The sequence below is a fragment of the Dietzia sp. SL131 genome (assembly GCF_026672565.1).
In the GTDB taxonomy this organism is placed as follows: Bacteria; Actinomycetota; Actinomycetes; order Mycobacteriales; family Mycobacteriaceae; genus Dietzia; species Dietzia kunjamensis.
The window spans coordinates 868,519-895,091 of the sequence record NZ_JAPPRI010000003.1 but is presented as its reverse complement, the minus strand read 5'-3'; the positions used below and the strand labels follow the sequence as shown (position 1 = coordinate 895,091).

The 26,573-nt window shown below is 71.7% G+C and carries 24 protein-coding genes, 1 tRNA gene and 2 riboswitches; of the genes, 17 read left to right on the top strand and 8 right to left on the bottom strand.

What is annotated here, in order from left to right; genetic code table 11:
* Window positions 1-8: 8 nt before the first annotated feature.
* Complete coding sequence (locus tag OVA21_RS05030; protein ID WP_268091920.1) at window positions 9-1,166, bottom strand: Nif3-like dinuclear metal center hexameric protein; 1,158 nt, start codon at window positions 1,164-1,166, stop codon at window positions 9-11.
* Window positions 1,167-1,184: 18 nt separating this feature from the next.
* A complete protein-coding gene (gene cobC / locus OVA21_RS05025; protein WP_268091919.1) occupies window positions 1,185-2,303 on the bottom strand; it encodes an Rv2231c family pyridoxal phosphate-dependent protein CobC in 1,119 nt (372 codons plus the stop codon).
* Window positions 2,304-2,389: 86 nt separating this feature from the next.
* Here cobC and OVA21_RS05020 point away from each other — a divergent pair, with 86 nt between their 5' ends.
* From OVA21_RS05020 to OVA21_RS05010, 3 genes are read left to right on the top strand one after another with little or no spacing between them, the layout of a single operon-like run.
* The gene (locus OVA21_RS05020; protein ID WP_069389227.1) at window positions 2,390-3,058 is read left to right on the top strand and encodes an HAD hydrolase-like protein; all 669 of its coding nucleotides are present in this window, start codon (window positions 2,390-2,392) and stop codon (window positions 3,056-3,058) included.
* Complete coding sequence (locus tag OVA21_RS05015; protein WP_268091918.1) at window positions 3,048-3,539, top strand: low molecular weight protein-tyrosine-phosphatase; 492 nt, start codon at window positions 3,048-3,050, stop codon at window positions 3,537-3,539. Before OVA21_RS05020 ends, OVA21_RS05015 begins: the two co-directional genes overlap by 11 nt.
* A gap of 51 nt (window positions 3,540-3,590) precedes the next feature.
* A complete protein-coding gene (locus OVA21_RS05010) occupies window positions 3,591-4,637 on the top strand; it encodes an SURF1 family cytochrome oxidase biogenesis protein (RefSeq protein WP_268091917.1) in 1,047 nt (348 codons plus the stop codon).
* An 89-nt stretch (window positions 4,638-4,726) separates the two neighbouring features.
* On the opposite strand, the gene OVA21_RS05005 is transcribed toward OVA21_RS05010, so the two are convergent.
* Together OVA21_RS05005 and OVA21_RS05000 are read right to left on the bottom strand one after the other, a co-directional pair.
* Window positions 4,727-4,799 (bottom strand) — tRNA-Val (locus OVA21_RS05005).
* 97 nt (window positions 4,800-4,896) lie between these two features.
* A complete protein-coding gene (locus OVA21_RS05000) occupies window positions 4,897-5,331 on the bottom strand; it encodes a DUF3052 domain-containing protein (RefSeq protein ID WP_096905691.1) in 435 nt (144 codons plus the stop codon).
* Between the two features lie 306 nt (window positions 5,332-5,637).
* Here OVA21_RS05000 and aceE point away from each other — a divergent pair, with 306 nt between their 5' ends.
* The 5 genes from aceE (at window position 5,638) to OVA21_RS04975 (ending at window position 12,811) form a co-directional block, all read left to right on the top strand.
* Complete coding sequence (aceE, locus tag OVA21_RS04995; RefSeq protein ID WP_096905692.1) at window positions 5,638-8,433, top strand: pyruvate dehydrogenase (acetyl-transferring), homodimeric type; 2,796 nt, start codon at window positions 5,638-5,640, stop codon at window positions 8,431-8,433.
* Between the two features lie 5 nt (window positions 8,434-8,438).
* Window positions 8,439-9,683, top strand: coding sequence for a PucR family transcriptional regulator (locus OVA21_RS04990; RefSeq protein ID WP_096905693.1), 1,245 nt, complete (start codon window positions 8,439-8,441; stop codon window positions 9,681-9,683).
* Between the two features lie 155 nt (window positions 9,684-9,838).
* Window positions 9,839-10,765: an ACP S-malonyltransferase gene (locus OVA21_RS04985; RefSeq protein ID WP_096905694.1), complete on the top strand. Its 927-nt coding sequence runs from the start codon at window positions 9,839-9,841 to the stop codon at window positions 10,763-10,765.
* A gap of 102 nt (window positions 10,766-10,867) precedes the next feature.
* Entirely contained in the window at window positions 10,868-11,119 is a 252-nt protein-coding gene (gene acpM, locus OVA21_RS04980; protein ID WP_067714230.1) for a meromycolate extension acyl carrier protein AcpM, read from the top strand.
* Window positions 11,120-11,374: 255 nt separating this feature from the next.
* A complete protein-coding gene (locus OVA21_RS04975) occupies window positions 11,375-12,811 on the top strand; it encodes an acyl-CoA carboxylase subunit beta (protein ID WP_096905695.1) in 1,437 nt (478 codons plus the stop codon).
* A 254-nt stretch (window positions 12,812-13,065) separates the two neighbouring features.
* On the opposite strand, the gene OVA21_RS04970 is transcribed toward OVA21_RS04975, so the two are convergent.
* From OVA21_RS04970 to OVA21_RS04955, 4 genes are all read right to left on the bottom strand, one after another.
* Window positions 13,066-13,575 carry a DUF3145 domain-containing protein gene (locus OVA21_RS04970; RefSeq protein ID WP_096905696.1) on the bottom strand — a complete coding sequence of 170 codons (510 nt, stop codon included), beginning with the start codon at window positions 13,573-13,575 and terminating at the stop codon, window positions 13,066-13,068.
* 202 nt (window positions 13,576-13,777) lie between these two features.
* Window positions 13,778-14,653 (bottom strand): serine hydrolase domain-containing protein, encoded by an 876-nt coding sequence (locus OVA21_RS04965; protein WP_096905697.1) that lies wholly within the window; start codon window positions 14,651-14,653, stop codon window positions 13,778-13,780.
* Window positions 14,654-14,765: 112 nt separating this feature from the next.
* Window positions 14,766-16,346, bottom strand: coding sequence for an ABC transporter permease (locus OVA21_RS04960; RefSeq protein WP_096905698.1), 1,581 nt, complete (start codon window positions 16,344-16,346; stop codon window positions 14,766-14,768).
* Window positions 16,343-17,296: an ABC transporter ATP-binding protein gene (locus OVA21_RS04955; protein ID WP_096905699.1), complete on the bottom strand. Its 954-nt coding sequence runs from the start codon at window positions 17,294-17,296 to the stop codon at window positions 16,343-16,345. The genes OVA21_RS04960 and OVA21_RS04955 overlap by 4 nt, the downstream gene beginning before the upstream one ends.
* Before the next feature lie 59 nt (window positions 17,297-17,355).
* Between OVA21_RS04955 and OVA21_RS04950 the strand changes: the two genes are divergently transcribed.
* The 9 genes from OVA21_RS04950 (at window position 17,356) to OVA21_RS04910 (ending at window position 26,558) form a co-directional block, all read left to right on the top strand.
* Window positions 17,356-18,450: an alpha/beta hydrolase gene (locus OVA21_RS04950; protein WP_254050478.1), complete on the top strand. Its 1,095-nt coding sequence runs from the start codon at window positions 17,356-17,358 to the stop codon at window positions 18,448-18,450.
* A gap of 12 nt (window positions 18,451-18,462) precedes the next feature.
* A riboswitch (cobalamin riboswitch) is annotated at window positions 18,463-18,640 on the top strand.
* Window positions 18,641-18,695: 55 nt separating this feature from the next.
* The gene (locus OVA21_RS04945) at window positions 18,696-19,736 is read left to right on the top strand and encodes an ABC transporter substrate-binding protein (protein WP_096905701.1); all 1,041 of its coding nucleotides are present in this window, start codon (window positions 18,696-18,698) and stop codon (window positions 19,734-19,736) included.
* A 4-nt stretch (window positions 19,737-19,740) separates the two neighbouring features.
* The gene (locus OVA21_RS04940) at window positions 19,741-20,826 is read left to right on the top strand and encodes a FecCD family ABC transporter permease (RefSeq protein ID WP_096905702.1); all 1,086 of its coding nucleotides are present in this window, start codon (window positions 19,741-19,743) and stop codon (window positions 20,824-20,826) included.
* Window positions 20,823-21,596: an ABC transporter ATP-binding protein gene (locus OVA21_RS04935; protein WP_096905703.1), complete on the top strand. Its 774-nt coding sequence runs from the start codon at window positions 20,823-20,825 to the stop codon at window positions 21,594-21,596. Before OVA21_RS04940 ends, OVA21_RS04935 begins: the two co-directional genes overlap by 4 nt.
* Window positions 21,574-22,662: a cobalamin biosynthesis protein gene (locus tag OVA21_RS04930; protein WP_173674766.1), complete on the top strand. Its 1,089-nt coding sequence runs from the start codon at window positions 21,574-21,576 to the stop codon at window positions 22,660-22,662. Before OVA21_RS04935 ends, OVA21_RS04930 begins: the two co-directional genes overlap by 23 nt.
* Window positions 22,632-22,773, top strand: a riboswitch (cobalamin riboswitch). It overlaps the preceding gene by 31 nt.
* 121 nt (window positions 22,774-22,894) lie before the next feature.
* Complete coding sequence (locus OVA21_RS04925; RefSeq protein WP_096905704.1) at window positions 22,895-23,893, top strand: ABC transporter substrate-binding protein; 999 nt, start codon at window positions 22,895-22,897, stop codon at window positions 23,891-23,893.
* A gap of 1 nt (window position 23,894) precedes the next feature.
* A complete protein-coding gene (locus OVA21_RS04920) occupies window positions 23,895-25,028 on the top strand; it encodes a FecCD family ABC transporter permease (RefSeq protein ID WP_371606846.1) in 1,134 nt (377 codons plus the stop codon).
* Window positions 25,025-25,807: an ABC transporter ATP-binding protein gene (locus OVA21_RS04915; RefSeq protein WP_096905705.1), complete on the top strand. Its 783-nt coding sequence runs from the start codon at window positions 25,025-25,027 to the stop codon at window positions 25,805-25,807. The genes OVA21_RS04920 and OVA21_RS04915 overlap by 4 nt, the downstream gene beginning before the upstream one ends.
* A complete protein-coding gene (locus OVA21_RS04910) occupies window positions 25,800-26,558 on the top strand; it encodes a (2Fe-2S)-binding protein (RefSeq protein ID WP_096905706.1) in 759 nt (252 codons plus the stop codon). Before OVA21_RS04915 ends, OVA21_RS04910 begins: the two co-directional genes overlap by 8 nt.
* Window positions 26,559-26,573 lie beyond the last annotated feature (15 nt).

Here is a 26,573-nt window from a genome sequence, read left to right as displayed (position 1 = left end):
TGCCAAGACTACCGCTGCACGCGCCCTCCCCCGGCGGCCACCGTCCAGGGGTCCGTCCGTTGATCGCACACCGTCGCGGTGAGGTCCGCCCCCTCCTCGAGCAGGGCCGCGGCCTGGGCGCACCACGGGAACTCCAGCGCCCAGTGCGCGGCGTCGACGAGCAAGGGTCCGCCCGAGCGAAGGTGCTCGTCCACAACGTGATGGCGCAGGTCCCCGGTGAGGTAGACGTCGGCGCCCGCCGCGCGGGCCGCACCCAACAGTGAGTCGCCGGATCCGCCACACAGCGCGACGCGCCTGATCTCGGCGTCGGGGTCGCCCGCGGCGCGGACCCCCCACTCGGTGGTGGGCAGACGCTCGGCCACGAGCTCGGTGAACTGCGCAAGCGTCATCGGTGCGTCGAGTTCGCAGATCCGCCCGAGCCCGGTGTCCTCGGGCCCCGGCCCGGGTCCGGCGTGGTTGACGAACACGTCCATGGCGGGCACCTCGTAGGGGTGCCCGGCCAGGACGGCTCGCCGCACCGCGGACCGCAGCCCGGGCGGCGCCACGAACTCCACCCGCGTCTCGGAGACCCGCTCGGGCTCGCCGACGGTGCCGATCGTCGGGTCGGTGCCGACGCCGGGACGGAACCGCCCGGTGCCCTGGACGGAGAACGAGCACTCGGTGTAGCCGCTCATCCGTCCGGCCCCGGCGGCGAACACCGCGTTCAGCAGGTCGTCGAGGTCGTCGTCGGGCACGGTCACCACCCACCGGTCGACGGTGCCGTCACCGGTGGGGGCCAGGGGGCGGCCGGGGACCAGGCCGAGCACGTCGGCGAGGGCATCGTTGACGCCGGGCCGTGCGGAGTCGGCGTTGGTGTGCGCGGAGTACAGCGCGCACCCGCCGGCGATGAGCTTGTGCAGCAGCCGGCCCTTGGGGGTGTCGGCGGCCACGGAGTGCACGCCGCGCATGAGCGGCGGGTGGTGGACCAGCAGCAGGTCGGCGCCCTCGGCGAGCGCGTGGTCGACCACGGCGTCGGTGGCGTCCACCGCCACGACGACCCGTCCGACCTCGGCCGCCGGGTCCCCGGCGACCAGCCCCACGCGGTCCCACGACTCGGCCAGCCGCGGCGGGTAGGCGTGCTCCAACAGGTCGATGACGTCGGCCAGGGTGGGCCTGCCGGTGGTCATGGTCGCTCCCCTTCCTGTTCACCCGCCGCGGCGGGACCTGTCCGTGCCGCGATCAGTCCGTGCCGCGACCTCCCCGAGCCAGGCTCCGACGAGTTCGTCCACCATCGTGCCCGGCCGCACCGCCAGTCGCAGGTAGGTGGCATCGAGGCCGGGGAACGTGTCGCAGCGGCGGGTGACGATCCCCCGGCGCACGAGTCCGGTCCGGAACGCGACCGGGTCGATCCCGGCCGGAGTGCGGACCAGGACGAACGGCGCGGACGGGGGCACCGCCACCTCGATCCCGGCGGCGTCGAGGGCGCGGACCATGGTGTCCCGCTCGGAGACGACCTGCGCCCGCGCGGCCTCGAGTTCCGGATCGGCCGCCGGACCGACGCACGCCCGGATGGCCTCCAGTTGGAGAGTGCCCAGGGGCCAGTGCGGACGGCGCGCGGCGAGATCGGCCAACACCGACGGGTCCCCGACGGCGTACCCCACGCGCAGGCCGGCCAGCGCCCACGTCTTGGTCAGCGACCGCAGCACCACGAGGCCCGGCAGGTCGGCACCGGCCAGGGTGCGGGCCGCCTCGTCCGCGAGGATGTCGCAGAACGCCTCGTCGACGACCGTCACCCGTCCGGGCCGGCACAGCGCCGCCACGGTGGACCGGGGGTGCGCCACCGAGGTGGGGTTGGTGGGATTGCCGACGACGACGAGGTCCGCCTCCTCGGGGACGAGGCCGGGGTCGAGGTCGAACGGAACCGGCAGGAGGACCCGCTCCACCGGCACGCCGGCCCGTCGCAGCTCGAGCTCCGGTTCGGTGAAGGACGGATGCACCACCGCCGCTCGCAGCAGGTTCCGGGCCGCGTGGGCGGCGAGCAGGTGGAATCCCTCCGAGGCCCCGCCCAGCAGCAGGACGCGGTCGCGTCCGACCCCGTGACGGGCGGCCACGGCGGAGAGGGCGGCCTCGTCGTCGTCGCCCCCGGGGTATCCCCCCAGGTCGGCGAGGCGGGCCGCCAACCTGTCGCGGAGCCACCCCGGCGGCCCCGATCCGCGCACGTTGACGGCGAAGTCCAGGGCGCCGGGGACCAGCTCGGCGTCACCGTGGTGTCGCAGCGCCGCCCACGACGCCTGGTCGGGACGCTCTCCGGGTTTCTCGCTCATTCCCGGAAGCGTAGGACGACCACGAACGGCGCGCGGCCCCGGACCGGCGGGGGAACCCGCCCGGCGGACTCTGGGAGGATGGCGGCATGACCGACCGCCCGATCCTCCTCGTGGACCTCGACGGCACCATCACCGACTCCCTCGACGGCATCGCCAAGTCCCTCCACCACGCGCTCGGCGTGGTGGGCGCGCGCTGGGACTCCGACCGCGACATCCGTTCCATCGCCGGCCCGCCCATGGTCGACACGTTGACCTCGCTCGGCCTCGCCGGGTCCGACCTGGACCGGGCGGTGGCGGCCTACCGCGAGCGCTACGACGAGGTGGGGTGGCTGGAGAACGCCGTCTTCACGGGGATGGACGCGCTGCTCGACCGGCTCGCCGTGGACGGCTACCGGATGGCGGTCGCCACGAGCAAGGACGAGGTCGCCGCGCGCCGGATCCTCGGGCACTTCGACCTGGCCGCCCCCTTCGAGTTCATCGGTGGGGCGGACATCTCCGTCGGCCGGATGGCCAAGGCCGACGTCATCGCGCACTCCCTCTCGGCGATGGGGATCGACCCGACGCCCGTCGACGGCGGCGGGACCGGGCAGGTGCTCATGATCGGCGACCGCGAACACGACATCGAGGGCGCCGCCCGCTACGGCGTCCCGACCGCGATCGTGCGCTGGGGCTACGGGCGGCCCGACGAGTGGGACCGCGCCCACTGGTCGGCCGTCGACACCGCGGCGCTGGAGGAGATCATCCGTGGGTGGTGAGTCGCGGGTGCGGGTGGTGTTCGTCTGCACCGGGAACATCTGCCGGTCCCCCATGGCCGAGGTCATTGCCCGCCGGGCGTTCCACGACGCCGGACTCGGCGACCGGGTGACCGTCTCCAGCGTCGGCACCGGCGACTGGCACGTCGGCAACGGCATGGACGCGCGCGCCGCCGCCGAACTCGCAGCCCACGGCTACGACACCGGGCACGTGGCCTCGCAGCTGTCCCCAGGCGACCACGACGCCGACCTGGTGGTGGCCCTCGACACCGGCCACCGCGACCACCTGCGTCGGGCGGGTGTCGACCCGGGCCGGATCCGGCTGCTGCGCTCCTACGACCCCCGTGCACACGAGCACGGCGCTGACGGCGCGGACGTGGCCGACCCCTACTACGGAGACGACAGCGGCTTCACCCGCACCCGCCTGCAGATCACCGCGGCCCTGCCCGGGCTGGTCGCCGAGGTGCGCGAGCTCACGGGGTAGCGGGCACACCTGCCACGGGACCCGCCGCGCCGGGACGGATACCCTGGGAGCATGCGGATACTGCGGCGTTTCCTGACCCCGGGATGGGTGATCGGCGTCCTCGCCGCGGCCCTGTTCGCCTGGGCGTGCTTCGCGCTGCTGGCCCCGTGGCAGCTGGGCAAGAGCGACGATCTCGACGCCCGCAACGCCCGCCTGGCCGAATCCGTCGAGGCCGAGCCCGCGCCGCTGGCGCAGGTGGTGGACGGCCCGCAGGCCTTCGCCGAGCGCGAATGGCGCCTGGTCACCCTCACCGGGGAGTGGCGACCGGACTCCGAGGCGCTGCTGCGACTCCGGTCGGTGGACGGCGAGCTGGTCTACCAGGTTCTCACGGTGTTCGACCCCGTGGACGGCGCGGACATGCTGGTCAACCGCGGATACGTGCTCGTCGGGGAGAACAACGCGGTCCCGGACTATCCCGCCGCCCCCGCCGGCGAGGTCGAGATCACCGCCCGGTTGCGGGTCACCGAGCCGGGCGAGGCCGAGCCCGTCCCGATGGCCGGACTGCCCGCGGTGCGCGTGGTGGACCCGGTCGTCATCGGCGACACCCTCGGGCACGACCTCGTGTCGGAGGGCTACCTGCAGCTGGCCGGGGGCCAGCCAGGATCGCTCTCCCCCGCCCCGATCCCCGGCATCGAGAACGGCCCGTACCTGTCCTACGGACTGCAGTGGCTGGCCTTCGGCGTGCTCGCCCCGGCCGCGCTCATCTACTTCGCCTGGGCGGAGATCCGGGCCCGGCGTCGCGACGCCGAGGTCGCGGCCGCCGACGCCGACGCCGATCAGGGGGCGGGGACGCCGGATGACGGCACCACGCCCACCGCGGGGGTCGACGCCCGGGGCGGCGGCACCGACGACCTCGGCCGCGACAGCGGCGACGATCCCGCGAACGGTGACGCGTCGGGCGGCGGCTCGGACGGCGGCGGCTCGGACGGCGGCGGCCGGGGAGCCACCGAGCTCGACGAGGCGTCCGCCCGTGAACGCGCGATGCGGGCCCGTTACGGCGACCGCAACGACGCCGAGCAGCGCAGGGCCTTCCGCCGAGCGGACCGCCTCCGGACCTGACCCGCGCCGAGCCCTCGGCACCGGGTGCGGCCGGTTGTCATAGGCCGGTTGTCATAGGCCGGTTGTCATCGGTCGGTCTTCGTCATCGGTGCGCGCGGAGGGAATCGAACCCCCGACCGCTGGTGTGTAAGACCAGAGCTCTAACCGCTGAGCTACGCGCGCGTGCGCACCGACGCGTCGATCGCGCCGGTGCGGTCAGATTATCCCACCCGGGACAGCGCCCCACCCCGGGGCGCACGAGGGGTCCGGGGTGCCGCGATCACTTGCGGGGCATGCTGTTCTTCCGCAGGGCGAGCCGGCTTCCGGCCCAGTCCCCGAGCGCGGCGGTGCGCGTCTGCAGCATCCCCGCGGTCTGGGCGGACTCCGCGATCACTGCGGGCACCACATGCCCGTCGAGCCCCGTCTTGGGGGTGAGGACCCACACCGAGCCGTCGTCCGCCAGGGGGGTCATGACGTCCATGAGTCGGTCGACCAGGTCGCCGTCACCGTCCCTCCACCAGAGCAGTACCGCGTCGACCACCTCATCGGTGTCCTCCTCCAGCAGCTCTGATCCGACGGCGTCCTCGACGGCCTCGCTGATCGACTCGTCACAGTCGGAATCCCATCCGACCTCCTGAACGAGCATGCCCTCCGTCAGTTCGAGCTGACCAGCTACCTGGTCCGCTCCGTCCTGCTGGTTCGCCGCGGCGACCACCGTGGTGTTCCTCCCTCTACTCCGTCGTGCTACTTCTCGGGTCTTTCGCTGACCAGGAACACTACCCGCGCACACCCGCCGGGGAAACGACTACCGCCCATTTGTCGGTGTGTCGGCTCAGGCGACGGTGTCGCGCGTCACGCTTTGGGGCACAATCGGAACCGGTGGGCCTACGGTGGCCCGCCCCGAGCCCGACGCGATCCGCCCACACCTGCGGGCCGCGGCCCGGGCCCGACGATGTACCACGACATGTGGTGGCCCCACCGGGCGGCCACGGTACGAATCACAGAAGTGAGGACGATACGCATGAGCGGAAACGAAGGCCCACGGGACGGGACCGCCCCCACCAACGTGCCGATTCTCCGGGAAGGGGTCGCCTCCTACCTGGCGGACTCCGACCCCGAGGAGACCCAGGAGTGGATGGACTCGCTCGACGGCCTGCTCGCCGAGGCCGGGCCCGAGCGCGCCCGTTACCTCATGCTGCGTCTCCTCGAGCGGGCCTCCAAGCAGCGTGTTCCGCTGCCCGCCCTTACGTCCACCGACTATGTCAACACCATCCCCACGAGCCTCGAGCCGGAGTTCCCCGGCGACGAGGCGGTGGAGCGGACCTACCGTCGATGGATCCGGTGGAACGCCGCCATCATGGTCCACCGCGCCCAGCGGCCCGGGATCGGCGTGGGCGGTCACATCTCCACCTACGCCGGGGCGGCCCCGCTCTACGAGGTGGGGTACAACCATTTCTTCCGCGGCAAGGACCATCCCGGCGGCGGCGACCACATCTACTTCCAGGGCCACGCCTCCCCGGGCATGTACGCCCGGGCCTACCTCGAGGGCCGGTTGCGGGAGCAGGACCTCGACGGGTTCCGGCAGGAGAAGAGCCATCCGGGGCGTTCACTCCCCTCCTACCCCCACCCCCGCTCGCTGCCCGAGTTCTGGGAGTTCCCCACGGTCTCGATGGGTCTGGGGCCGATCAACGCCATCTACCAGGCACGGTTCAACCGCTACCTCCACAACCGCGGCATCAAGGACACATCGCAGCAGCACGTGTGGGCGTTCCTCGGTGACGGTGAGATGGACGAGGTCGAGTCGCGCGGCGCGCTGCAGATCGCCGCGAACGACGCCCTCGACAACCTCACCTTCGTCATCAACTGCAACCTCCAGCGTCTCGACGGGCCGGTCCGAGGGAACGGCCAGATCGTCCAGGAGCTGGAGTCGTACTTCAGCGGCGCCGGCTGGAACGTCATCAAGGTGGTCTGGGGTCGCGAATGGGACGCCCTGTTCGACAAGGACACCGAGGGCGCGCTCGTCTCGCTGATGAACTCGGTCTCCGACGGCGACTACCAGACCTTCCGCGCCAACGACGGCGCCTGGATCCGCGAGCACTTCTTCGGCCGCGACCCCCGCACCGCCAAGCTCGTCGAGGACATGACGGACGACGAGATCTGGGCGCTGCGCCGCGGCGGTCACGACTACCGCAAGATCCACGCCGCGTACAAGGCATCGCTCGAGCACACCGGCCGGCCGACGGTCATCCTGGCCCACACCATCAAGGGCTTCGGACTGGGCCAGAACTTCGAGGGCCGCAACGCGACCCACCAGATGAAGAAGCTGACGCTCGACGACCTCAAACTGTTCCGCGACAAGCAGCAGATCCCCATCACCGACGAGGAGCTGGAGGCCGATCCGACCCAGCCGCCCTACTACAACCCGGGGCCGAACTCGCCGGAGATCCGCTACATGCTGGACCGCAGGTCCGCCCTCGGCGGGCACGTCCCCGAGCGGCGCCAGACCTTCACCCCCCTGGCCGTGCCGGGCATCGACGCCCTGAAGTCACTCCGCAAGGGGTCGGGTAAGCAGGCCGTCGCCACCACCATGGCGCTCGTGCGGACGGCCAAGGAGCTCATGCGCGACGAGTCCCTGCGCGACCGTTTCGTGCCGATCATCCCCGACGAGGCCCGCACCTTCGGCATGGACTCGTGGTTCCCCACCCTGAAGATCTACAACCCGCACGGGCAGAACTACACCTCGGTGGACCACGACCTCATGCTGAGCTACAAGGAGGCCAAGGACGGCCAGATCATGCACGAGGGCATCAGCGAGGCGGGGTCCGTCGCCGAGTTCACCGCCGCCGGGACCGCGTACGCGACCCACGGCCAGCCGATGATCCCTCTGTACATCTTCTATTCCATGTTCGGGTTCCAGCGCACCGGCGACGGCATCTGGGCCGCCGCCGACCAGCTCGCCCGCGGCTTCCTGCTGGGCGCCACCGCCGGCCGCACCACGCTCACCGGCGAGGGCCTTCAGCACATGGACGGCCACTCCCCGCTGTTGGCCGCGACCAACCCGGGGATCATCTCCTACGACCCGGCATGGGCGTACGAGGTCGCCCACATCATGCGCGCGGGCATCGAGCGCATGTACGGCCCCGGCGCGGCCCACGAGACCGAGACCGACGGCATCGACCGCAACGTGTCGTACTACATCACCCTGTACAACGAGCCCGTCCCGCAGCCCGCGGAGCCCGAGGACCTGGACGTCGACGCCCTCCTGCGCGGTCTGTACCGCTTCCGCGCGGCGGAGGCCGGGAGCCACAAGGCCTCCATCCTCGCGTCCGGCGTGGCGATGTATGCGGCGGTCGAGGCGCAGAAGATGCTCGCCGACAAGTGGGACGTCGCGGCCGACCTGTGGTCGGCGACCTCATGGACGGAGCTCGCCCGTGACGGGTTCGAGTGCGAACGCCACGAGCTCCGCCACCCCGATCAGCAGCCGCGCATCCCGTTCGTCACCGCGGCCCTGGCCTCGGCCGAGGGTCCGAAGGTCGCGGTGAGCGACTTCCAGAAGGCGGTCCCGGACCAGATCCGCGCCTGGGTCCCCGGTGACTTCACCGTGCTCGGATGTGACGGCTTCGGGTTCTCCGACACCCGGCCCGCGGCCCGCCGCTTCTTCAACACGGACGCCGAGTCGATCGTCGTGGCCGTGCTCGCGGGCCTGGCCCGTGAGGGTGCCATCGACAAGACCACCCTGCTCGAGGCGGCGCGTCTGTACCGGATCGACGACGTCATGGCCGCCCCCGAGCCGACGACGGACCCCGGAGTGGCGTGACAGACATGGCCGACCCCGGGACCGGAGAGAGGGACGCACATCCCGTCCGGCGGCGCTCCGCGACGCCGCCGGACGATCGTCCCGTCTCCGATGCCCTGCTCAAGCGCATCACCCGGTACTCGGGGACCCTGTCGACCGAGGCGGTCCGCGCGTTGGAACAGGATCTGGCGTTCTTCGCCGAGTTGTCCGCCGACCAGCGGGCCGAGATCCAGCTGATCATCCAGAGCGCGGTGCGCGACTTCGTCACCTGGATGCGCAACCCCGAGGCCCCGCACACGGACACCATCGCGGGGTTCAAGTTGCTCCCCAAGGGGCTCGGCCAGGGGCTGACCCTGCAGCAGACGGTCCAGCTCGTCCGGTCGACGTGTGAGTACTTCGAGCTGGTGATGCCACGGATCACCCACAACGAGCGCCAACGCGGACTCATGATCACCGCGGTGCTCAAGTTCGGCCGTGAACTCGGCTTCACCGCGGCGGCGGTCTACGCCGCCGCCGCGGAGAACCGGGGAGCCTGGGACACCCGAATGGAGGCGATGCTGGTCGACGCCGTGGTCCGCGGTGATCGTCATGCCGACCTCGCCTCCGGTGCCTCGGCCCTGAACTGGGACCCGACCACCGCGGCGACGGTGATCGTCGGCAGGCCCCGTGAGGAACTCGGACTGGCGTCGGTGCCCGCCGCGCACAAAGCCGCGGTCGCGGCCGGCCGCCACGCACTGGCCGTGGTGCAGGGCGCGCGCCTCGTCGTCATCCTCTCCGGGGAGCTCGAGTCCTCCTCCGCCGTCCCGGCCGAGGTCCTCGACTCCTTCTCACCCGACGCGCCGGTCGTCGTCGGGCACACGGTGAGCTCCCTCGCCGAGGCCCCGGACAGCGCGACCGAGGCGCTCTCCGGCGTGGCGGCGGTCTGTGGCTGGCCCGGCGCCCCCCGACCGGTCGCGGCGATCGACCTCCTGCCCGAGCGGGTCCTCGCCGGCGACCGGGGCGCGGCGACGATGTTGGTCGACCGGGTCGTCACACCGCTGAGGGGCGCAGACACCTCGGTCGAGAACACCCTCCGGGCCTATCTGGACTCCGGTGGGCACGTCGAGGCGTGTGCCCGCGAGTTGTACGTCCATCCCAACACCGTGCGGTACCGCCTCAAGAGAGTGAGTCAAATCACCAAATTCGACCCACTTAACGCGAGGGACGCTTTTGTCCTGAGAATCGCCCTCGTCCTCGGGAAGTTCGCCGACCGAAGCACTCAGGAGTCGTGATAAATCACTCCCGTAACAAGGTGTAACGAAACCGAACCGACCGGAGATGGACGACCAGCCAGCTCGTCATTTGTGGGAAGCGCACAAAATCCCGGCTGTGTTTCTGGCTTGGGGAACATCATCCTAAGAGGGGCGGGGCGTGTTCTCTGATACCCGTGCTTTGCCTTACTGCCCCTGGACAAGGGTCTCAGAAAGCCGGGATGCTCGCGCCCTGGCTCGAGTTGCCCGGTGCCTCGGACCGTCTCGACGAGTGGTCCGCATCGAGCGGACTCGACCTCGAGCGTCTCGGCACGACCGCGACCCTGCAGGAGATCACCGACACCGCGGTGACCCAGCCACTCGTCGTCGCCTCGGCCCTGCTCGGTGCCGCCGAGTTGCGCCGTCGCGGCCAGGTGCCCTGCGACACGATGGTGGCCGGCCATTCGATCGGCGAGATCGCCGCGCTGGCGATCGCCGGGGTGGTGTCGGAAGCCGACGCCCTGCGTCTGGCGTCCGTCCGCGGTGCCGCGATGTCCCGGGCGTGTGCCGAGCGCCCCACCGGCATGATCGCGGTGCTGGGCGGGGTCGAGGCCGATGTCCTGCTGTCGCTGGACACCGCCGGGCTGCAGCCGGCCAACCGTAACGGCGCGGGCCAGATCGTGGCCGCCGGCCCGCTCGAGGCCTGCGACGCCCTGGAGCAGAATCCACCGAGCCGGGCCCGCCTGCGTCGACTGGAGGTCGCCGGGGCGTTCCACACCCACCACATGGCCTCCGCCGTCGACGAGGTCCGCGACCTGGCCGACACGATAGAGGTCAACGACCCGGAGCTGACGCTGGTCTCCAACGCCGACGGCATGGTCGTCACCTCCGGTCGCGACGCCCTCGACAGGGTCGTCTCCCAGATCACTCATCCCGTCCGGTGGGACCTCTGTACGCAGACGATGCTCAAGTTGGGCGTCGATGCGTTCATCGAGCTGCCGCCCTCCGGCTCACTCGTCGGGTTGGCCAAGCGCATGATGCGTGACGTTCCCCGGTACGGCGTGACCACCCCCGAGGACCTCGAACTCGCCCTCGAGTCGGTCCCCGCACTCAGCGGCGCCTGACCGCTCCTCCCACCCCCGATCGTCGGCCCCGGCCGGCGATCGCGACCAGACCATCCGTCGCGCCCGCCGGGCACGGCACCACCCATCAGAAAGGGACACCACATGGCACGCACCGAGGCCGAGATCATCGCAGGACTGGCGGAGATCGTCGAGGAGGTCACCGGGATCGAACCCTCCGAGGTGACCCCGGAGAAGTCCTTCGTCGACGATCTCGACATCGATTCGCTCTCCATGGTGGAGATCGCCGTGCAGACCGAGGACCGCTACGGGGTTGAGATCCCCGACGAAGACCTCGCCAAGTTGCGTACTGTTCAGGATGCGGTCGACTACATCCAGAAGCTCGACCAGAGCTGACATCCGGCCCCGTGTGCCGGGGCGGGGACGCAGTCAGGGCCGAAGGTGCGGTCGGTGCACCACGTCGAGCCCGCGTCCCCGCCCCCACACAGGGCCCAACAATGATCACCCCGCTCACGGCGGGGTGCCGGGCGAGAGGTCCGGACCGGGACGGGGGTCCCGATCCGAACGCCGATCGCCCACAAGCCAGTCCGGGGGTCCATCGCAGGCGCGCTCTCCCTTCCAGGGACACGCGCCGAGGAAAGGACTGCACATATGACCATCACCAGCCCTGTTGACCAGAACACCCAGATCGACCCTCGAGATCCCGTCGTCCGGCTCGAGAACCTCTTCGACCCGGCTTCGCTCGAGTTCATCACCGAGCCCGACGCCTCCGGCGCCATGGCCGCGCGCGGCCTGATCGACGGCGAACCCACCATCGCGTACGCGACGGACGCCACCGTCATGGGTGGTGCCATGGGCCTGGACGGGTGCCGGCACATCGTGCGTGCCATCGACGTGGCGATCGACGAGCATCTGCCCGTCGTCGGCGTCTGGCACTCGGGTGGGGCGCGACTCGCGGAGGGCGTCGAGGCGCTGCACGCGGTCGGCCTCGTATTCGAGGCCATGGTCCGCGCGTCGGGCCACGTGCCCCAGATCTCCGTCGTGCTCGGGCCCGCCGCCGGCGGCGCCGCCTACGGCCCCGCGCTGACCGACGTCGTCATCATGGCGCCGGCCGGCAAGATCTTCGTCACCGGTCCCGACGTGGTCCGCTCCGTCACCGGCGAGCAGGTCGACATGGAGGGCCTGGGCGGCCAGGACGTGCACCACCGCAAGTCGGGGGTGTGTCACATCGCCGCGACCGACGAGCGTGATGCCCTGCACCGGGCGCGTCGTCTGGTGACCCTGCTGTCCGCGCAGGGCGAGTTCGACCCGCGTGCCCTCGAGGGCGATCACACCGATCTTGCGGGCCTGCTCCCCGACTCACCGAAGCGCGCGTATGACGTCCGTCCTCTCGTCCACGGGCTGCTCGACTCCTCGGAGCTCGATGGCAGCACCACCTTCGAGGAGCTGCAGGCCAAGTGGGCGCCCAGCATCGTGGTGGGCTTCGGCCGGATGTCCGGCCGCACCGTGGGTGTCATCGCCAACAATCCGCTGCGGTTGGGCGGTTGCCTCAACTCGGAGTCCGCGGAGAAGGCCTCGCGGTTCGTCCGGCTCTGCAACGCCTTCGGCGTGCCGCTGGTCGTGATCGTGGACGTCCCCGGTTACCTGCCCGGCGTCTCGCAGGAGTGGGACGGCGTGGTGCGCCGCGGCGCCAAGCTGCTGCACGCGTTCGCCGAGGCCTCGGTCGCCCGGGTCACGCTCGTCACCCGCAAGATCTACGGCGGTGCCTATATCGCGATGAACTCGCGCGCTCTCGGAGCCTCCGCCGTGTTCGCCTGGCCCGACGCCGAGGTCGCGGTGATGGGCGCCAAGGCCGCCGTCGGCATCCTCCACAAGCGCACCCTCGCGGCGGCTCCCGAGGACGAGCGGGAGGCCCTGCACGACCGTCTGGCCGATGAGCACGCGGCCATCGCCGGTGGCGTGGGTCGCGCGGTCTCCATCGGTGTGGTCGACGAGGTCATCGAGCCCACCGACACCCGCCGACGGATCGCCGAGGCGCTGGACGCGGCCGCGCACACCCGCGGCCAGCACAAGAACATCCCGCTGTGACCTGAATCCGGCCGGAATACCTCCGGCAGGATCCGCACCCGACGACTGCGCCCCCTCCCCGATCTGACGGGAGGGGGCGCAGTCGTGTCCCGGAAGGGCGCGGGGGCCACCCGCAGCCGGTGTCGGGTGCCGCATGCGTGCCGGGTGCCGGGTGCCGCCCGCCGCCAGCGTGTCGCGCACACGAGTCAGCGCCCGCCCCGAGAGCTGGGCGGGCGCTGTCCGGAGTGAGCGCGGGAGTGCGGAGGTCCGGCGGGTCAGCCGACCCGGGAGAGCCAGGTGACCTCGGCGGCGGCCGGGTGGCCGCGCAGCGGTTCGAGGGCGCGGTCCCATGCGGTGCCGAGCTCGTCCTCCACCGAAGCGTGGAAGGCGGCGGGCCCGGCCTTCATTAGATGGCGAAGACGGTTCTCGCTGAGCACCACGTCGCCGCTGGCGCCCGTCTGCCCCCGCCACATCCCGAGTTCGGGTGTGTGGGAGAAGCGTTCGCCGTCGACGAGGTCGCTCGGGTCCTCGGTGACCTCGAAAGACAGCATCGACCACTTGGCCAGCGAATCGGCCAGACGCGCGCCGGTGCCGACCGGGCCGATCCAGTCGACGATCGCTTTGCGAGCGCCCGGCTGGGCCGGCTGGTCTTCCCAGCGCATGGCTGAGTTGGCGTCGAGCGTGGCTGCGAGAGCCCACTCGACGTGAGGGCATAACGCGGTAGGCGCGGCATGGATGAACACCACGCCGGTCGTCGTATCCGCGAGATAGTTATGGTCAGACATCACTTCACTCCCGACTCACTGAGGGACGTCTTCCCCAACGACCTCACGAAATCGTGTGAATGATGTTGCTTCTGTTGCTTGTGGTTAACACTGTGCCTGAAGTGATCGAATTACACCAGCGACACTTCTCGACTCTCAGCAAAGTTACAGCACGGTGATTCCCGCGCCCGGCACGAGTGCGGGCGTGTCGCGGGTGGCGGACTCACCCCCCGAGCGAGTCCTCTTCGCGCGAACGCCGGGTTGCCGCATCGACCACCCTGTCGGACAGTTCCGGCCACAGCGGCTTGGCCCAGTCGCCGAAGTCGCGGTCGGTGAGCACGATCAGCGCCGTGGAGATCTCCGGTTCGACCCACAGCAGGGTCCCGGACTGCCCGAAGTGCCCGAAGGTCGCGGGCGAGTTGTGCTGCCCGGTCCAGTGGGGATGCTTGGCGTCGCGGAGTTCGAAGCCCAGCCCCCAGGGGCACGGCTTGTGCATGCCGTACCCGGGCACGATCCCGTCGAGGCCGCGGAACTGTTCGGTCACGGCCTCCTCGAGGGTCTCGGGCGCGAGCAGCCGCGGGGCCACGAGTTCGCGGGCGAACGCGATGAGGTCGGCCAGGCTGGCAGAGGCCCCGTGCCCGGCGGAGCCCTCGAGCGTGGTGGACTCCATGCCCAGCGGCAGACACACCGCCTCGTGGAGGTAGTCGCCGAAGGCGATCCCGGTGGCGTCGGCGATGTGGTCGGCCAGCACCTCGAACCCGGCCGAGGAGTAGATCCGCCGTTCCCCCGGCTCGGCGCGGACCTTGTCGCGGTCGGCGAAGTCCAGCCCCGAGGCGTGGGCGAGCAGGTGACGCACCGTGGACCCCTCGGGCCCTGCGGTGTCATCGAGGCCGATGGCCTCCTCCTCGACGGCCAGGAGCGCGGCCATCGCGACGAGGGGCTTGGTCACCGAGGCCAGGCGGTACACGCGGGTGTCGTCGCCGTGGACCGCGAGGGCGCCGTCGGGGCCGACCACCGCGGCCGAGACGGTGTCCACCGGCCAGTCCGTGACCACCGACAGCGCGGTGGAGAGCCTGTCTCGATCGAACTCGTCCGACATCGGTTCCTCCCTGGTTCGCGTGCGACCGGCGGCGCCGGTGTCCGTGACGGCCGCGCCGGTGAGGCGTGGCGGCCGTGCGAGCCAGTCTGTCAGGTCGGCTCGGGTGTCGCGGTCAGGTCCGCGGCACGTCGCGGCGCCGGAAGGTGGCCAGGCCCACCGCGATCAGCAGGACCGTCACCGTGAGGAGCGCGGCCACGCCGATCGCGTTGACGGGGCCGACGGGCGCGGTGCCCACCGCGCCGAACGGGGACAGGCGCATCTGGTCCTCGTCGAGCCGGAGCGTGGGTCCCATGAGGGTGACGACGACGGCGAGGGCGAACGGCGCCCAGCCCAGGACCTGCAGTCTCGGGGATGCGCCGAACAGACCGATCGAGATCGCGACGAACACCAGCGCGGCGGGGACGTACCACGCCCCGGCGCCGATGATGCGTCCCGCCAGGTCCGGGTCGTCGAGCACGGCGGCAGCGGAGATCCCGAACGCGGCGGCGCCGGCGAGGACCACGACGACGGTGCCGGCGGCGACGACCGCGGTGTGGGCGGCGAGCCACGACCACCGCGAGCGCCCCGTGGACAGTTCCATCTCGAGTCGCCCGGCGGTCTCCTCCCCGCGCAACCCGGAGAGGGTCTGCAACGCGAACCCGGCCCCGAGGAATCCGGTGAACGCCACCAGCATCTGCACGATGGAGTCGACCACGGTGCCCGAATCGCCGAGGAACACGGCGAGGTCGGGGTTGGACATCATCGTCTCGACCACCACGTTCATCAGCGCGCCGTACATGGCCATCAGTGCCACCACGCCGATCGTCCAACCCGTCAGTGCGCCCAGGTGCTGGTGTACGGCGGTCCCGGTCCGGGACGCCCGCCACCGGGACGCGGTGGCGGGGCCTGTCCGGGCGGGGACCATCCCCTGGCCCACGTCGCGGCGCGCGGCGAGCCACAGTGCGACCGCGGCGAGCCCGGCCGCGGCGACGACGGCGACGATCAGGGGCACCACGGAGGACTCGCCGAACGGCCGGGTCAGGCCGTGCCAGCCCAGCGGGGAGGTCCAGCTCAGCCAGTTGCGGTTGACGTCGCCGATCCCGCGTGTGATCAAGGTCAGTCCGGCCACGGTCATCGCCGCCGCCCACACGGTCCGGCTGTGCGCGAACACCTGCGCGAGCACGGCGGTGCCGGCCGCGTACACCCAGCCGGCGGCGACGATGGAGGCCACGTACAGCGCCGCGCCCGCGCGGTCGAGGTTGACGGTGAGGGTCGCCGCCCACAGCGCCAGGCCGAGGACGGTGAAGACCCCGGTGACGACGACGAGGGCGGCCGCCGTCGGGGCGAGCCGGCCGACCCGGCCCGCCAGGAGCAGTTCGGACCGTCCGGACTCCTCCTCCTTGCGGGTGGCGCGCGCGGTCAGGGCGATCGCCATGACGGGGATGCCGAAGGCGACCATGAACGAGTACTCGTTCATCATCACGCCGCCGAGGGTGTCGAGCCCGGCCACCCGGCCGGTGAGCATGATCATCGACTCGCCGACCGAGGCGCCGTACGTGGCGAGTTCCTGCGGGGTGTCGTACAGGGCTGCGATCGACAGCCCGGTGACGAGGTACAGCGCGGCCAGGCCGAGGACCCAGGCGGCCGCGGCCCGCCACCCGGTGCGCAGGGCGATGCGTGCCAGCAGGCCGGTGCCGGAGAACGGCGAGGTCATCGCCGGTCCCCTGTCCGGCCATCGTCTCCGGTCGCCGCACCGGCACCGGAGTAGGCGTTGAGGAACAGGTCGTCCAGGCTGGGCGGGGTCGCGGTGAGCGTGTGGATGCCGGCCGCGTGAAGGAGGCCGGTGACCTCCCCCAGCTGCGGGGCCGGCACATGGCAGCGGACCTCGAACCGACCGTCGGCGGCCTGCTCGATCCGCAGGCCGTCGACCCCCGTCACGCGCCCGAGTGAACCCGGATCGGCGTCGGTGACGGCGTGGACCTCGGTCGTCGTGTGACGCCGCAGATCGGCCAGCGTCCCCGAGGTGACGGTGCGGCCGTCGCGGATGATGCTCACGCGGTCGGCGAGGGTCTCGACCTCGCCCATGATGTGGCTGGACAGCAGTACGGTGGCGCCGCCGTCGACGGCCTCGCGGACGCACTCCTGGAACGTCTGCTCCATGAGCGGGTCCAGGCCGGACGTGGGCTCGTCCAGCACGAGCAGTTCGGCGTCGGAGGCCAGTGCGGCGATCAGCGACACCTTCTGTCGGTTGCCCTTAGAGTAGTCACGCGTGCGTTTGGTCGGGTCCAACCGGAAACGCTCGATCAGCTCGTCCCGACGGCCCGGGTCCAGTCCCCCGAGCGCCCGGCCGAGCAGGTCGATGCACTGGCCGCCCGTCAGCCGCGGCCACAGGGTCACCTCGCCGGGGACGTAGGCGAGCCGGGCGTGGAGTTCGACCGCGTCGCGCCACGGGTCGCCGCCGAACACCGTCGCCCGCCCGGAGTCGGCGCGCATGAGCCCGAGCAGGATTCGGATGGTGGTGGACTTGCCCGACCCGTTGGGTCCGAGGAACCCGTGGACCTCGCCGCGGCGCACGTCGAGGTCCAACTCGTCCAGGGCCCGGGCGCGGCCGAAGGTCTTGACCAGGCCCTCGACCCGCACCACGCTGTCGTGTTCTGAACGCATGATCAGCTCCTTCGTCCGATTACCCCGATCATCCCAGGGATCCGCGTCACAATGTGCCCATGCGCTCTCCCATGTCCGGCCACCGTGACTTTTCCCCGTCGATCCCGGATCGCCTGACCAAGGCCGTCATGACCGCTGCCGGGTTCCTGCCCGGCCCGCTCCTCCGACTCGTGGGCGGGACCCCGCGACGGATGGACGGCCAGGTCCTCGACCCGCACTTCCAGGCCGGGCTCCGGGTCATCTCGATGACATCCGAGGGCGAATACGAGGATCTGACCGTCGAGAAGGCACGTTCGGCCGTCGAGCGGTCGGCGTTCACCGTCTCGGGGAAGAAGATCGACCTCGCCGTCGTCACCGACATCGTCCTCCCGCTCGGCGGCACCGACCCGGACCGGGCCGACCTGCCCGCGCGCCTGTACTCGCCGGTCCACGGTGACGAAACGCTGCCCGCACTCGTGTTCTTCCACGGCGGCGGCTGGGTGCTCGGCAGCGTCGACTCGCACGACGCGACCTGCCGCTACATCGCCGAGACGGGCCGGCTCAAGGTGATCAGCGTGGACTACCGGCTGGCACCCGAGTTCCGGTTCCCCACCGCGGTCGAGGACGCGATCGCCGCGTTCCGGTACGTCCGCGACCACGCCGACGAACTCGGCGTGGACCCGACGCGCATCGCGGTGGGCGGTGACAGCGCCGGCGGCAACCTGGCGGCGGTGGTCTGCCAGCAGACGCGCGACGCCGGAGAGAAGATGCCGGACTTCCAACTGCTGTTCGTCCCCGCCACCAACATGTCCGCGCGGACCCGCTCGTACGAGCTGTTCGGCGACGGCTTCTTCCTCACCCGGGCCAACATGGACTGGTACGAGGAGACCTACATCCGGTCCGACGAGGACCGGCTCGACCCCCGCGCCTCCCCCCTGCTTGCGGAGGACTTCTCGGGACTGCCGCCCGCCCACGTGGCCACGGGCGGGTTCGACCCGCTGCGCGACGAGGGCGAGGCCTACGCCCGGAAGATGGCCGATGCCGGTGTCCCGGTCTCGCTGCGCCGCCACGAGACACTGGTCCACCCGTTCGTCAACGCCGTCGGGGCCACCCCGCTCGCGCGCTCGGCGCTGTCCGAGGCGGTGGGCGCGATGCGGATGGGGCTGGCGTACTGACCCTGGAGCGCGTGTTACCTTGTGATCGCCAGCGAGACCGATCGGTCGCGGGAATCCGGTGCGAATCCGGAACTGACGCGCAGCGGTGAGGGTGATGGCGGGGCACGATGCCACTGGGCCGCACGGTCTGGGAAGGCGCTCCGTCCAGGTGATCCCGAGTCCGAATACCGGCTGGCCCTCGCGGTGACAACCGCCAGGTCATCACCGGGCTTCGCGTTGCAGGCCCGCGACCTCGGAGCACACCCATGCGTTCGTCCACCCTGGTCGCCCTCGCCGGCGTCACCCTTCTCACCCTGACCTCCTGCACCGCCCACGACCCGGCCGCGATCGCCGGCCCGGGCACCGATCCGATCGAGAACTGCGGGGAGCAGGTGCAGCTCGACGCCCCGCCCGAACGGGTCGTCTCGCTCAACCAGGGCTCCACCGAGATCCTGTACGCCCTCGGCCTCGGCGACCGGATGGTCGGCACCGCCACCTGGACAGACCCGGTCCTACCCGAGTTCTCCGAGGTGAACAGGTCTGTCCCCCGCCTGGCCGACAACGCGCCGTCGATGGAGGCCGTCCTGGACGTGGAGCCGGACTTCGTCACCGCCTCCTTCGGCAGCACCCTCGGCGAGGGCGGGGTCGCCGCCCGCGAGCAGTTCCACGAACTCGGCGTGGGTACGTACCTCTCCCCCACCGACTGCGTGGGCAAGGTCGCCGACTCCGGGGACGGCGTCCGCGAGACCCCGCTCACCCCGGACCTGCTCTACCGCGAGATCACCGATCTCGCGACGATCTTCGACGTGGAGCAGGCCGGTGACGAGCTGGTGGCGGACCTGCAGCGCCGACTCGATGAGGCCGCCGAGAGCGTCGACGCCCGCGGGATCTCCGCGATGTACTGGTTCGCCAACTCCGAGTCCCCGTACCTGGCCGGCTGCTGCGGTGCCCCCGGCCTCATCTCGACCACCCTCGGCCTGGAGAACGTTTTCGACGACACCACCCAGGAGTGGCCGCAGATCAGCTGGGAGGTCGTGGCCGAGCGCGACCCGGACGTGATCGTCGTGGGCGACCTGACCCGCAAGAGCCAGACCGCCGAGACCGCGGAGGCCAAGATCGCCTACCTCGAGTCCAACCCCGTCACCCGGGAGATGGCGGCGGTCCGGGAGAAGCGGTTCATCGACATCACCGGTGCCGAGATGAACCCGTCGCTGCGCACGATCTACGGGGTGGAGACCGTCGCGGCGGGGCTCACCGCTCTTGGACTCACCACGCCGGGTCTCGCCGAGCCGGACCCGGCCAACTGACCCGATGACCCTCGCACCCGAGAGGACCACCGCCCCGGTGGTCCCGGCGCCACCGCGTCGGCGGCCGCCCCTGCGGCGACCGTCCGCGCTGGCCACCCTATGGCTCGGCGGCCTGGGGCTGCTGGCGGTGTCGACGGCGCTCGTCATCACCATCGGCCCGTCCGGACTCACCGCCGCCGACGTCGTCCAGTCCGCGCTGGCCCGCCTCACGGGAGCCGACTCCGGGCTCACGCGGATCCAGGAGGGGATCATCTGGAACCTGCGGCTGCCGCGCACCCTCATGGCGGCCCTGGCCGGGGCGGGGCTCGCACTGTGCGGCGTCATCCTGCAGTCGCTGCTGCGCAACCCGCTGGCCGACCCGTACATCCTCGGCATCTCCTCGGGCGCCTCCACCGGGGCGGTCCTCGTGGTGGTGCTCGGGGTCGGCGCGGGCGCGGTCGGGCTCACCACGGGGGCGTTCGTCGGGGCGCTCACCGCGTTCGGCTTCGTCCTGGTCCTGGCCTTCGCGTCCGGCGGCACCACCGACCGGGTGGTGCTGGCCGGGGTCGCGGCGACCCAGCTGTTCTCCGCGGTGACCTCGTTCGTCGTCTACATCGCCGCCGACGCGGAACAGACCCGCGGCGTGCTGTTCTGGCTGCTCGGCTCGCTGGCCTCCGTCCGCTGGTCGGACGTGGCGGTGTGCGGCGTCGTGGTCCTGCTCGGACTGGTGGCGTGCCTGCTGCACACCTCCAGCCTCGACGCGTTCACCTTCGGCCAGGACGCCGCGGCCGCCCTCGGCGTCAACGTGGCCCGCACGCGGCTGGTGCTCATGGTGGTGACGGCGCTCGTCACGGCCGTCATCGTGAGCACCTGCGGCGCGATCGGTTTCGTGGGGCTGGTACTCCCGCACGCCGCGCGGGCCCTGGTCGGGGGCCGGCACCGGGTCCTCGTCCCGACCGCGGCGTTAATGGGCGCCGTCTTCGTCGTGTGGATCGACGCCGTCTCCCGCACCGTGATCGCGCCCCAGGAGTTGCCGATCGGGGTGGCCACCGCGCTCATCGGCGTCCCGGCCTTCGTCGGGCTCCTCCTCCGCCGGGGACACGGCCGATGACCGCCGCCCCGTCGACCCTCGAGGCTCGAGGCGTCTCGTGGTCCGTGCGCGGCCGGACCATCCTCGACGACGTCACCGTAGCTCCCGCCCCCGGCACGATGGTCGGGGTGCTGGGGCCGAACGGATCCGGCAAGTCGACGCTCCTGCGCATCCTGACGGGCCTGCTCCGGCCCGACACCGGATCGGTGCACCTCGACGGCACGGACATCCGATCACTCCCCCGCAAACGCCTGTCCCGGCGCGTGGCCCTGGTGGCGCAGGAGGCGACCACCGACCAGAACCCCACGGTCCGGGAGGTCATCGAACTCGGCCGCATCCCCCATCGCGCGGCCTGGTCGGGTCCGGGTCCCGGGGACGACGGGGTGGTGCGGCGCGCGGCGGCCACGACCGGCCTCGGCGACCGCCTGGACCAGCGGTACGCGACGCTGTCCGGCGGCGAGCGGCAGCGGGTGCAGATCGCGCGGGCGCTGGCCCAGGAGCCCGGTGTGCTGGTCCTCGACGAACCGACCAACCACCTCGACATCCGCCACCAGCTCGACCTGCTGGCCCTGGTCCGCTCCACCGACACCACGGTGATCGCGGCCCTGCACGATCTCACCCTGGCGGCCACGTTCTGCGACCATCTGATCGTGTTGTCCGGCGGGCGGCTCGTGACCGGCGGCGCGCCCCACGAGGTGCTCACCGCCGACCTGATCCGGGAGGTGTACGGAGTGGAGGCCGAGGTGACCCATGACGGGCGGGGGGCGCATGTCCGCTATCTCGCGCGCTGACGGGACCGCACTCGCGACCCGCGCGGCAGGCATCGCGGCCGGGTTCGCCCTCGACCGCCTCGTCGGCGACCCGGGGCGGTTTCACCCCGTCGCGGGCTTCGGCCGGGTCGCGCTCGCCGTGGAGCCGCGCCTGCTGCGGCCCGGCCGGACGCCCAACGCGCAGCGGGCGGCGGGCCTGCTGTTCACCGGCGTCCTCGTGGGGGGCACGGCTGCGACGGTGACGGTCGTCTGCCGTCTGGCCGGGAGGAACCTCGCGGCGGCCGTGGTGTGGGACGCGGCCGTGGTGTGGTCGTGCCTGGGCGGGTCGTCGCTGCTCGAGGTCGCGCGGCGGCAGGGTGACCTGCTCGCCCGGGGCGATCACGAGGGTTCCCGGGACCTGTTGCCGTGGTTGTGCGGACGGGATCCGGCCGCGCTCGGCCCGGAGGATCTCGCGCGAGCGGTCGTCGAGTCGGTCGCGGAGAACACCTCCGATGCGGCGGTGGCGACGCTGTTCTGGGCCGCGGTGGCGGGTTCGCCCGGCGCCGCCGTCCACCGCGCGACCAACACGCTCGACGCGATGGTGGGTCACCGTTCGGAGCGGTACCGCCACTTCGGCACCGCTGCGGCGCGGCTCGACGATGTGCTGGGGTTCCTGCCGGCCCGGGGGGCCGGCGCGCTCGGGGTGGTCTGCGCCCCGACCGTGGGCGGGAGTCCCGCCGGGGCCCTGCGGGCGTGGCTCCGTGATGCGCGGGCGCACCCGAGCCCGAACGCCGGGGTCGTCGAGGCCGTGTGCGCGGGCGCGCTCGGGGTCAGGCTCGGCGGGCCCACGCCGTACCCGTACGGCGTGGAGGACCGGGCGGTCCTCGGTGACGGCCGGTCGGTCCGGGCCGACGACATCCGCCGCGCGGTTCTGCTGCACGACCGCGTCCAGCTGGCCACCGCCGCGCTGGCCGTGCTGGGTGTGGTCGTGCGTCGCGCCGTCCTCGGGCGTCGCCGGGCCACGAAGCGCGGGTGGTCGGCTCCGCCGAGCCGGGGTGCCTGCACCGCTCGCGGACGCGGTGTGCCTATCCTGAGGGCGTACTGCTGACATCCGGAACGAGCAGGGGAAGACCGGTGGGAATCCGGCGCTGACCCGCAACGGTGTGTGGCCACTTTGGTGACCGCGAGCCCGATTACCTGCCCGGATGTTCGCGACTCCGAGTACATCGCCGTGGTCTGCGATCCGGGGTCCTGTCAGGTGACGTGGTGTCGTCGTCGACTCCTACCCTCCTGCGGGTCTCACGTGTCGTCGACCGCACGACACGATCCGAGGACTGATCATGTTCCGTCGCCACCCCAGAATCACGCTCGCCACCCTGCTCGTCGCGGGGATCGCCCTCACCGGTTGCTCCCGCGGCGAGGCGCAGGAGGCCGCGGGCTCAACCGAACCCTTCGCCGACCCGGTGACCATCACCAACTGCGACCGCGAGGCCACCTACGACGCCCCACCCCAGCGCATCGTCTCGATGAACGACCACGTCACCGAGACCCTCATCCAGCTGGGTGCCGGCGACCGGATCGTGGGCATGGGATACGGCGAGCAGGACGACGTCCTGCCGGAGGTCGCCGACCAGTTCCACACCATCCCCTCGCTGGCCGAGGAGTACCCCACCTGGGAGCAGATCGTGGACCTCGAGCCGGACCTCGTGGTGGCCGGGATGCGCAGCGCCTTCGACGACAAGGAGGGCCGCAGCCGCGATGCCCTCGAGGCCGCGGGGATCAACACCTTCCTGTTCTCCGAGTATTGCGGAGAAGGCTTCGGTGACCTGTCGATGCTCGAGACCGACTTCTCCCAACTCGGCCGGATCCTCGACGTCGAGCCGGGGGCACGGGACCTGACGGACCGGATTACCGGCGAGATGAGGGAGGTCCGAGAGACACTCGATGCGTCGGGTGTCACCGGCACCCCCACGTTCTTCTACGACGGCGGCGAATCAGAACCGACGACGATCGGCGGCGTGGGAATCGGACAACTGATCGGCGAGTATGCGGGCGCGGACAACATCTTCTCCGAGGGCGACCGCCCCTATCTCACGTCCACATGGGAGATCCTGGGCGAGCGTCAGCCCGAGGCGATCGTGGTACTCGACTACGGCGCCACCAGCGCGGAGGACAAGATCGCCTACCTGCGCGCGCAGCCCATCATGTCCACGACGCCGGCGATCCGTGAGAACCGCATCGTGGTGGTCCCGCTGTCCGACTTCTTCGAGAGCTCGCGGATGACGACCTCCACCGAGACCATCGCCCGTGAGCTGCACCCGCACGCGTTCGGGCAGTGACATGACGACCGTCGCCGAGAAGGCCAGCGGGCGCGTTGACCGCGCCGGCACGGGCATCGATCCCCGCCCCGGCTCCGGGCGCATCGCCGATGCCCCGCCCACCGGGCGGCGGTCGCTGTGGCTCATCTGCCTCCCGCTCGTGGCGGTGCTCGCGATGACGATCGCGGCCGGGGTCTCCCTGGGCTCGGTGTCCATCCCGATCGGGGACGTGTGGGCGATCGTCGCGCACCGCCTGGCGCCGGGGGTCTTCGACCCGTGGTGGACCGACGCCCGCGAGGCGATCGTCCTCGAGTCGCGACTGCCCCGGGCGCTCATGGCGGCGGCCGTGGGCGCGTCGCTGGCCGTGGCGGGTGGCGTCGCCCAGGCGGTCACCCGAAATCCTCTCGCCGACCCGTATCTGCTCGGCGTCTCCTCGGGCGCGGGCTTCGGCGTCGTGGTGCTCACGGTCCTCAGCGTGGGCGCCGGGATGTGGGGCGTGTTCACCCTGCCGATCGCGGCGTTCCTCGGCGCGCTGCTCCCGCTGGCGGGCGTCGTCCTGGTGGCCCGCCGCGCCCATGACACGACCGCCATCGTGCTGGTCGGGGCGGCCATGACGATGGTGTTCGGTGCGCTCAACACGTTCACGTTGCTGGTCCTCGGCGACGACCACCAGCTGGGCACGGTCATGCGCTGGCTGGCGGGCGGGTTCGGTGACGCCGGGTGGACGATGCTGTGGGCGCCCGTGGCTATCCTCGCCGTCGCCGGCACGGTGGTGATCCTGTGCAGCCGCCACCTCGACCTGCTTCTCACCGGTGACGACGGCGCCACCGCGATGGGCGTGAACGTGCCCCGGTTCCGGGTACTCATGCTGCTGCTCGTCTCGTTGCTCACCGCGGGCGCGGTGGCGGTGTCGGGAACGATCGGCTTCGTCGGCCTGCTCATCCCCCACCTCGCGGGGTTCTTCACGGGCCGCACCGCGGCGCGCCTGCTTCCCGCGGCGGCCCTGCTCGGCGCGGTCGCGTTGGTGCTGGCCGACCTCGCCGCCCGCGCGGTGAGCGAGGGCACCGAGTTACCGGTGGGCGTGGTGACCGGCGTCGTGGGCGGCCCGGTGTTCCTGCTGATGTTGTGGCACCGCTACGGGAAGGCGTCGCGATGAGCAGCCTTACCGCGCACGGCGTCTCCGCCCACCTCGGCGGTCGGCGGATCCTCCACGGCGTGGACCTCACGGTCGCACCCGGACGGGTCACCGCACTCGTCGGCCCGAACGGCAGCGGCAAGACGACGCTGCTGCGCACCTGTTATCGCGCCCTGCCGGTGTCGGCGGGGATGGTGACGCTCGACGACGGCGACATCGCCGCGCTGCGCCGCCGCACGCTGGCCCGCGCGGTGGGGGCCAGTACGCAGGAACCGGTCTCGTTGGGCGGCATCACGGTCCGCGAATCGGTTCGCCTGGGCCGGACGGTCACACGGGGACTTCTCGAGCCCTTCGGCGCCGACGACTCGGCGGTCGTGGAGGATGTCCTCGCCCGGGTCGGGCTGACCGAGCTGGCCGAGCGAGACGTGGTGGCATTGTCCGGCGGCGAGAAGCAACGCGTGTCGATCGCGCGCACCCTCGCCCAGCGGCCCGAGGTGCTCCTGCTGGACGAGCCGACCAATCACCTCGACCTGCACCAGCAATTGTCGGTTCTCCTCCTGCTCCGCGAGTTGGCGGCCGACGGGCTGGCGGTGCTGCTCACGATCCACGATCTGCGGATGGCCACCGAGTACTGCGATGTCATCGCGGTCCTGCACCGCGGTCACCTCGTCGCGACCGGCGCGCCGGAGGAGGTCCTGGACGCCGCGGTGCTGCGGGAGGTGTTCGGGGTGCGTGGCGAGGTGCGGGCGGGGCCGGACGGCCGCCGCACGCTCGACGTGGCGGGGCTCGCCGATGAGTGACGGGACCGTGGGTGACGACGGCGACGACGACGAGCTCCGCGCCCCCGAGACCGTGACAGCCGCGTACTCGGGCGTCTCGGACCTCCTCGGCGACTTCGTCCGCACCATCGAACACGGCCCGGAGGTCCTGCCCGGATCGGTGCTGACGGACCCGCGGTGGCTGGCCCGGCGGGTGGAGAACACCGGCCGCCGCTGGAACCATGGCGATCCGCGGGTGAATGGCACGCTGTGGTGGTACTCGGCCAGCTCGACGCTGGTGGCCGCGCCGCTGGTCATGCTGCTCGCGATCGGCCGCGTGCCCGATCCCCGACCGCAGCGGCTCTCCGTCTCGCTGCAGCCGAACGGCTATCTCCACTCGGCGCTGTCGGAACACCTCCTGCCGTCGACCGCGGCCTACTCCGACGCGCTGCTGGAGGCCCACGGCGAGGTGATCGCCGCCCTCGCGGAGGTCTCGGGCGCGGCACCGCGGGCGCTGTGGGCGATCGCGACCGACTCCATCGCGAACCGTGCGCTCGAGGCGGGCCGCGCGGCGGGCGACCCGAATCGCGGCTCCGAGCTCGCACACGCCGTGTGCCGCCCGCCGCTGCTACCGGCTCGGTACATCGATGTGGAGGGCCCCGAGCGGACCCGCCGGTTCGTCCGCCGCAGCTCCTGCTGCCTCATCTATCTGGCCACCGACGGCGGCACGTGCGCGAGCTGCCCGCGCCGTGCCCCGGAGGACCGCCGAGCCGAGCTCGTCCGTCGGACGTAGTTTCGCGATCCGCGC

Bases quoted from the DNA above. Each gene is read 5' to 3' on its own strand.
- OVA21_RS05030 (WP_268091920.1), bottom strand. From the start codon at position 1,166: ATGACCACCGGCAGGCCCACCCTGGCCGACGTCATCGACCTGTTGGAG.
- cobC (WP_268091919.1), bottom strand. From the start codon at position 2,303: ATGAGCGAGAAACCCGGAGAGCGTCCCGACCAGGCGTCGTGGGCGGCG.
- OVA21_RS05020 (WP_069389227.1), top strand. From the start codon at position 2,390: ATGACCGACCGCCCGATCCTCCTCGTGGACCTCGACGGCACCATCACC.
- OVA21_RS05010 (WP_268091917.1), top strand. From the start codon at position 3,591: ATGCGGATACTGCGGCGTTTCCTGACCCCGGGATGGGTGATCGGCGTC.
- aceE (WP_096905692.1), top strand. From the start codon at position 5,638: ATGAGCGGAAACGAAGGCCCACGGGACGGGACCGCCCCCACCAACGTG.
- OVA21_RS04990 (WP_096905693.1), top strand. From the start codon at position 8,439: ATGGCCGACCCCGGGACCGGAGAGAGGGACGCACATCCCGTCCGGCGG.
- acpM (WP_067714230.1), top strand. From the start codon at position 10,868: ATGGCACGCACCGAGGCCGAGATCATCGCAGGACTGGCGGAGATCGTC.
- OVA21_RS04975 (WP_096905695.1), top strand. From the start codon at position 11,375: ATGACCATCACCAGCCCTGTTGACCAGAACACCCAGATCGACCCTCGA.
- OVA21_RS04970 (WP_096905696.1), bottom strand. From the start codon at position 13,575: ATGTCTGACCATAACTATCTCGCGGATACGACGACCGGCGTGGTGTTC.
- OVA21_RS04965 (WP_096905697.1), bottom strand. From the start codon at position 14,653: ATGTCGGACGAGTTCGATCGAGACAGGCTCTCCACCGCGCTGTCGGTG.
- OVA21_RS04960 (WP_096905698.1), bottom strand. From the start codon at position 16,346: ATGACCTCGCCGTTCTCCGGCACCGGCCTGCTGGCACGCATCGCCCTG.
- OVA21_RS04955 (WP_096905699.1), bottom strand. From the start codon at position 17,296: ATGCGTTCAGAACACGACAGCGTGGTGCGGGTCGAGGGCCTGGTCAAG.
- OVA21_RS04950 (WP_254050478.1), top strand. From the start codon at position 17,356: ATGCGCTCTCCCATGTCCGGCCACCGTGACTTTTCCCCGTCGATCCCG.
- OVA21_RS04945 (WP_096905701.1), top strand. From the start codon at position 18,696: ATGCGTTCGTCCACCCTGGTCGCCCTCGCCGGCGTCACCCTTCTCACC.
- OVA21_RS04940 (WP_096905702.1), top strand. From the start codon at position 19,741: ATGACCCTCGCACCCGAGAGGACCACCGCCCCGGTGGTCCCGGCGCCA.
- OVA21_RS04935 (WP_096905703.1), top strand. From the start codon at position 20,823: ATGACCGCCGCCCCGTCGACCCTCGAGGCTCGAGGCGTCTCGTGGTCC.
- OVA21_RS04930 (WP_173674766.1), top strand. From the start codon at position 21,574: ATGTCCGCTATCTCGCGCGCTGACGGGACCGCACTCGCGACCCGCGCG.
- OVA21_RS04925 (WP_096905704.1), top strand. From the start codon at position 22,895: ATGTTCCGTCGCCACCCCAGAATCACGCTCGCCACCCTGCTCGTCGCG.
- OVA21_RS04920 (WP_371606846.1), top strand. From the start codon at position 23,895: ATGACGACCGTCGCCGAGAAGGCCAGCGGGCGCGTTGACCGCGCCGGC.
- OVA21_RS04915 (WP_096905705.1), top strand. From the start codon at position 25,025: ATGAGCAGCCTTACCGCGCACGGCGTCTCCGCCCACCTCGGCGGTCGG.
- OVA21_RS04910 (WP_096905706.1), top strand. From the start codon at position 25,800: ATGAGTGACGGGACCGTGGGTGACGACGGCGACGACGACGAGCTCCGC.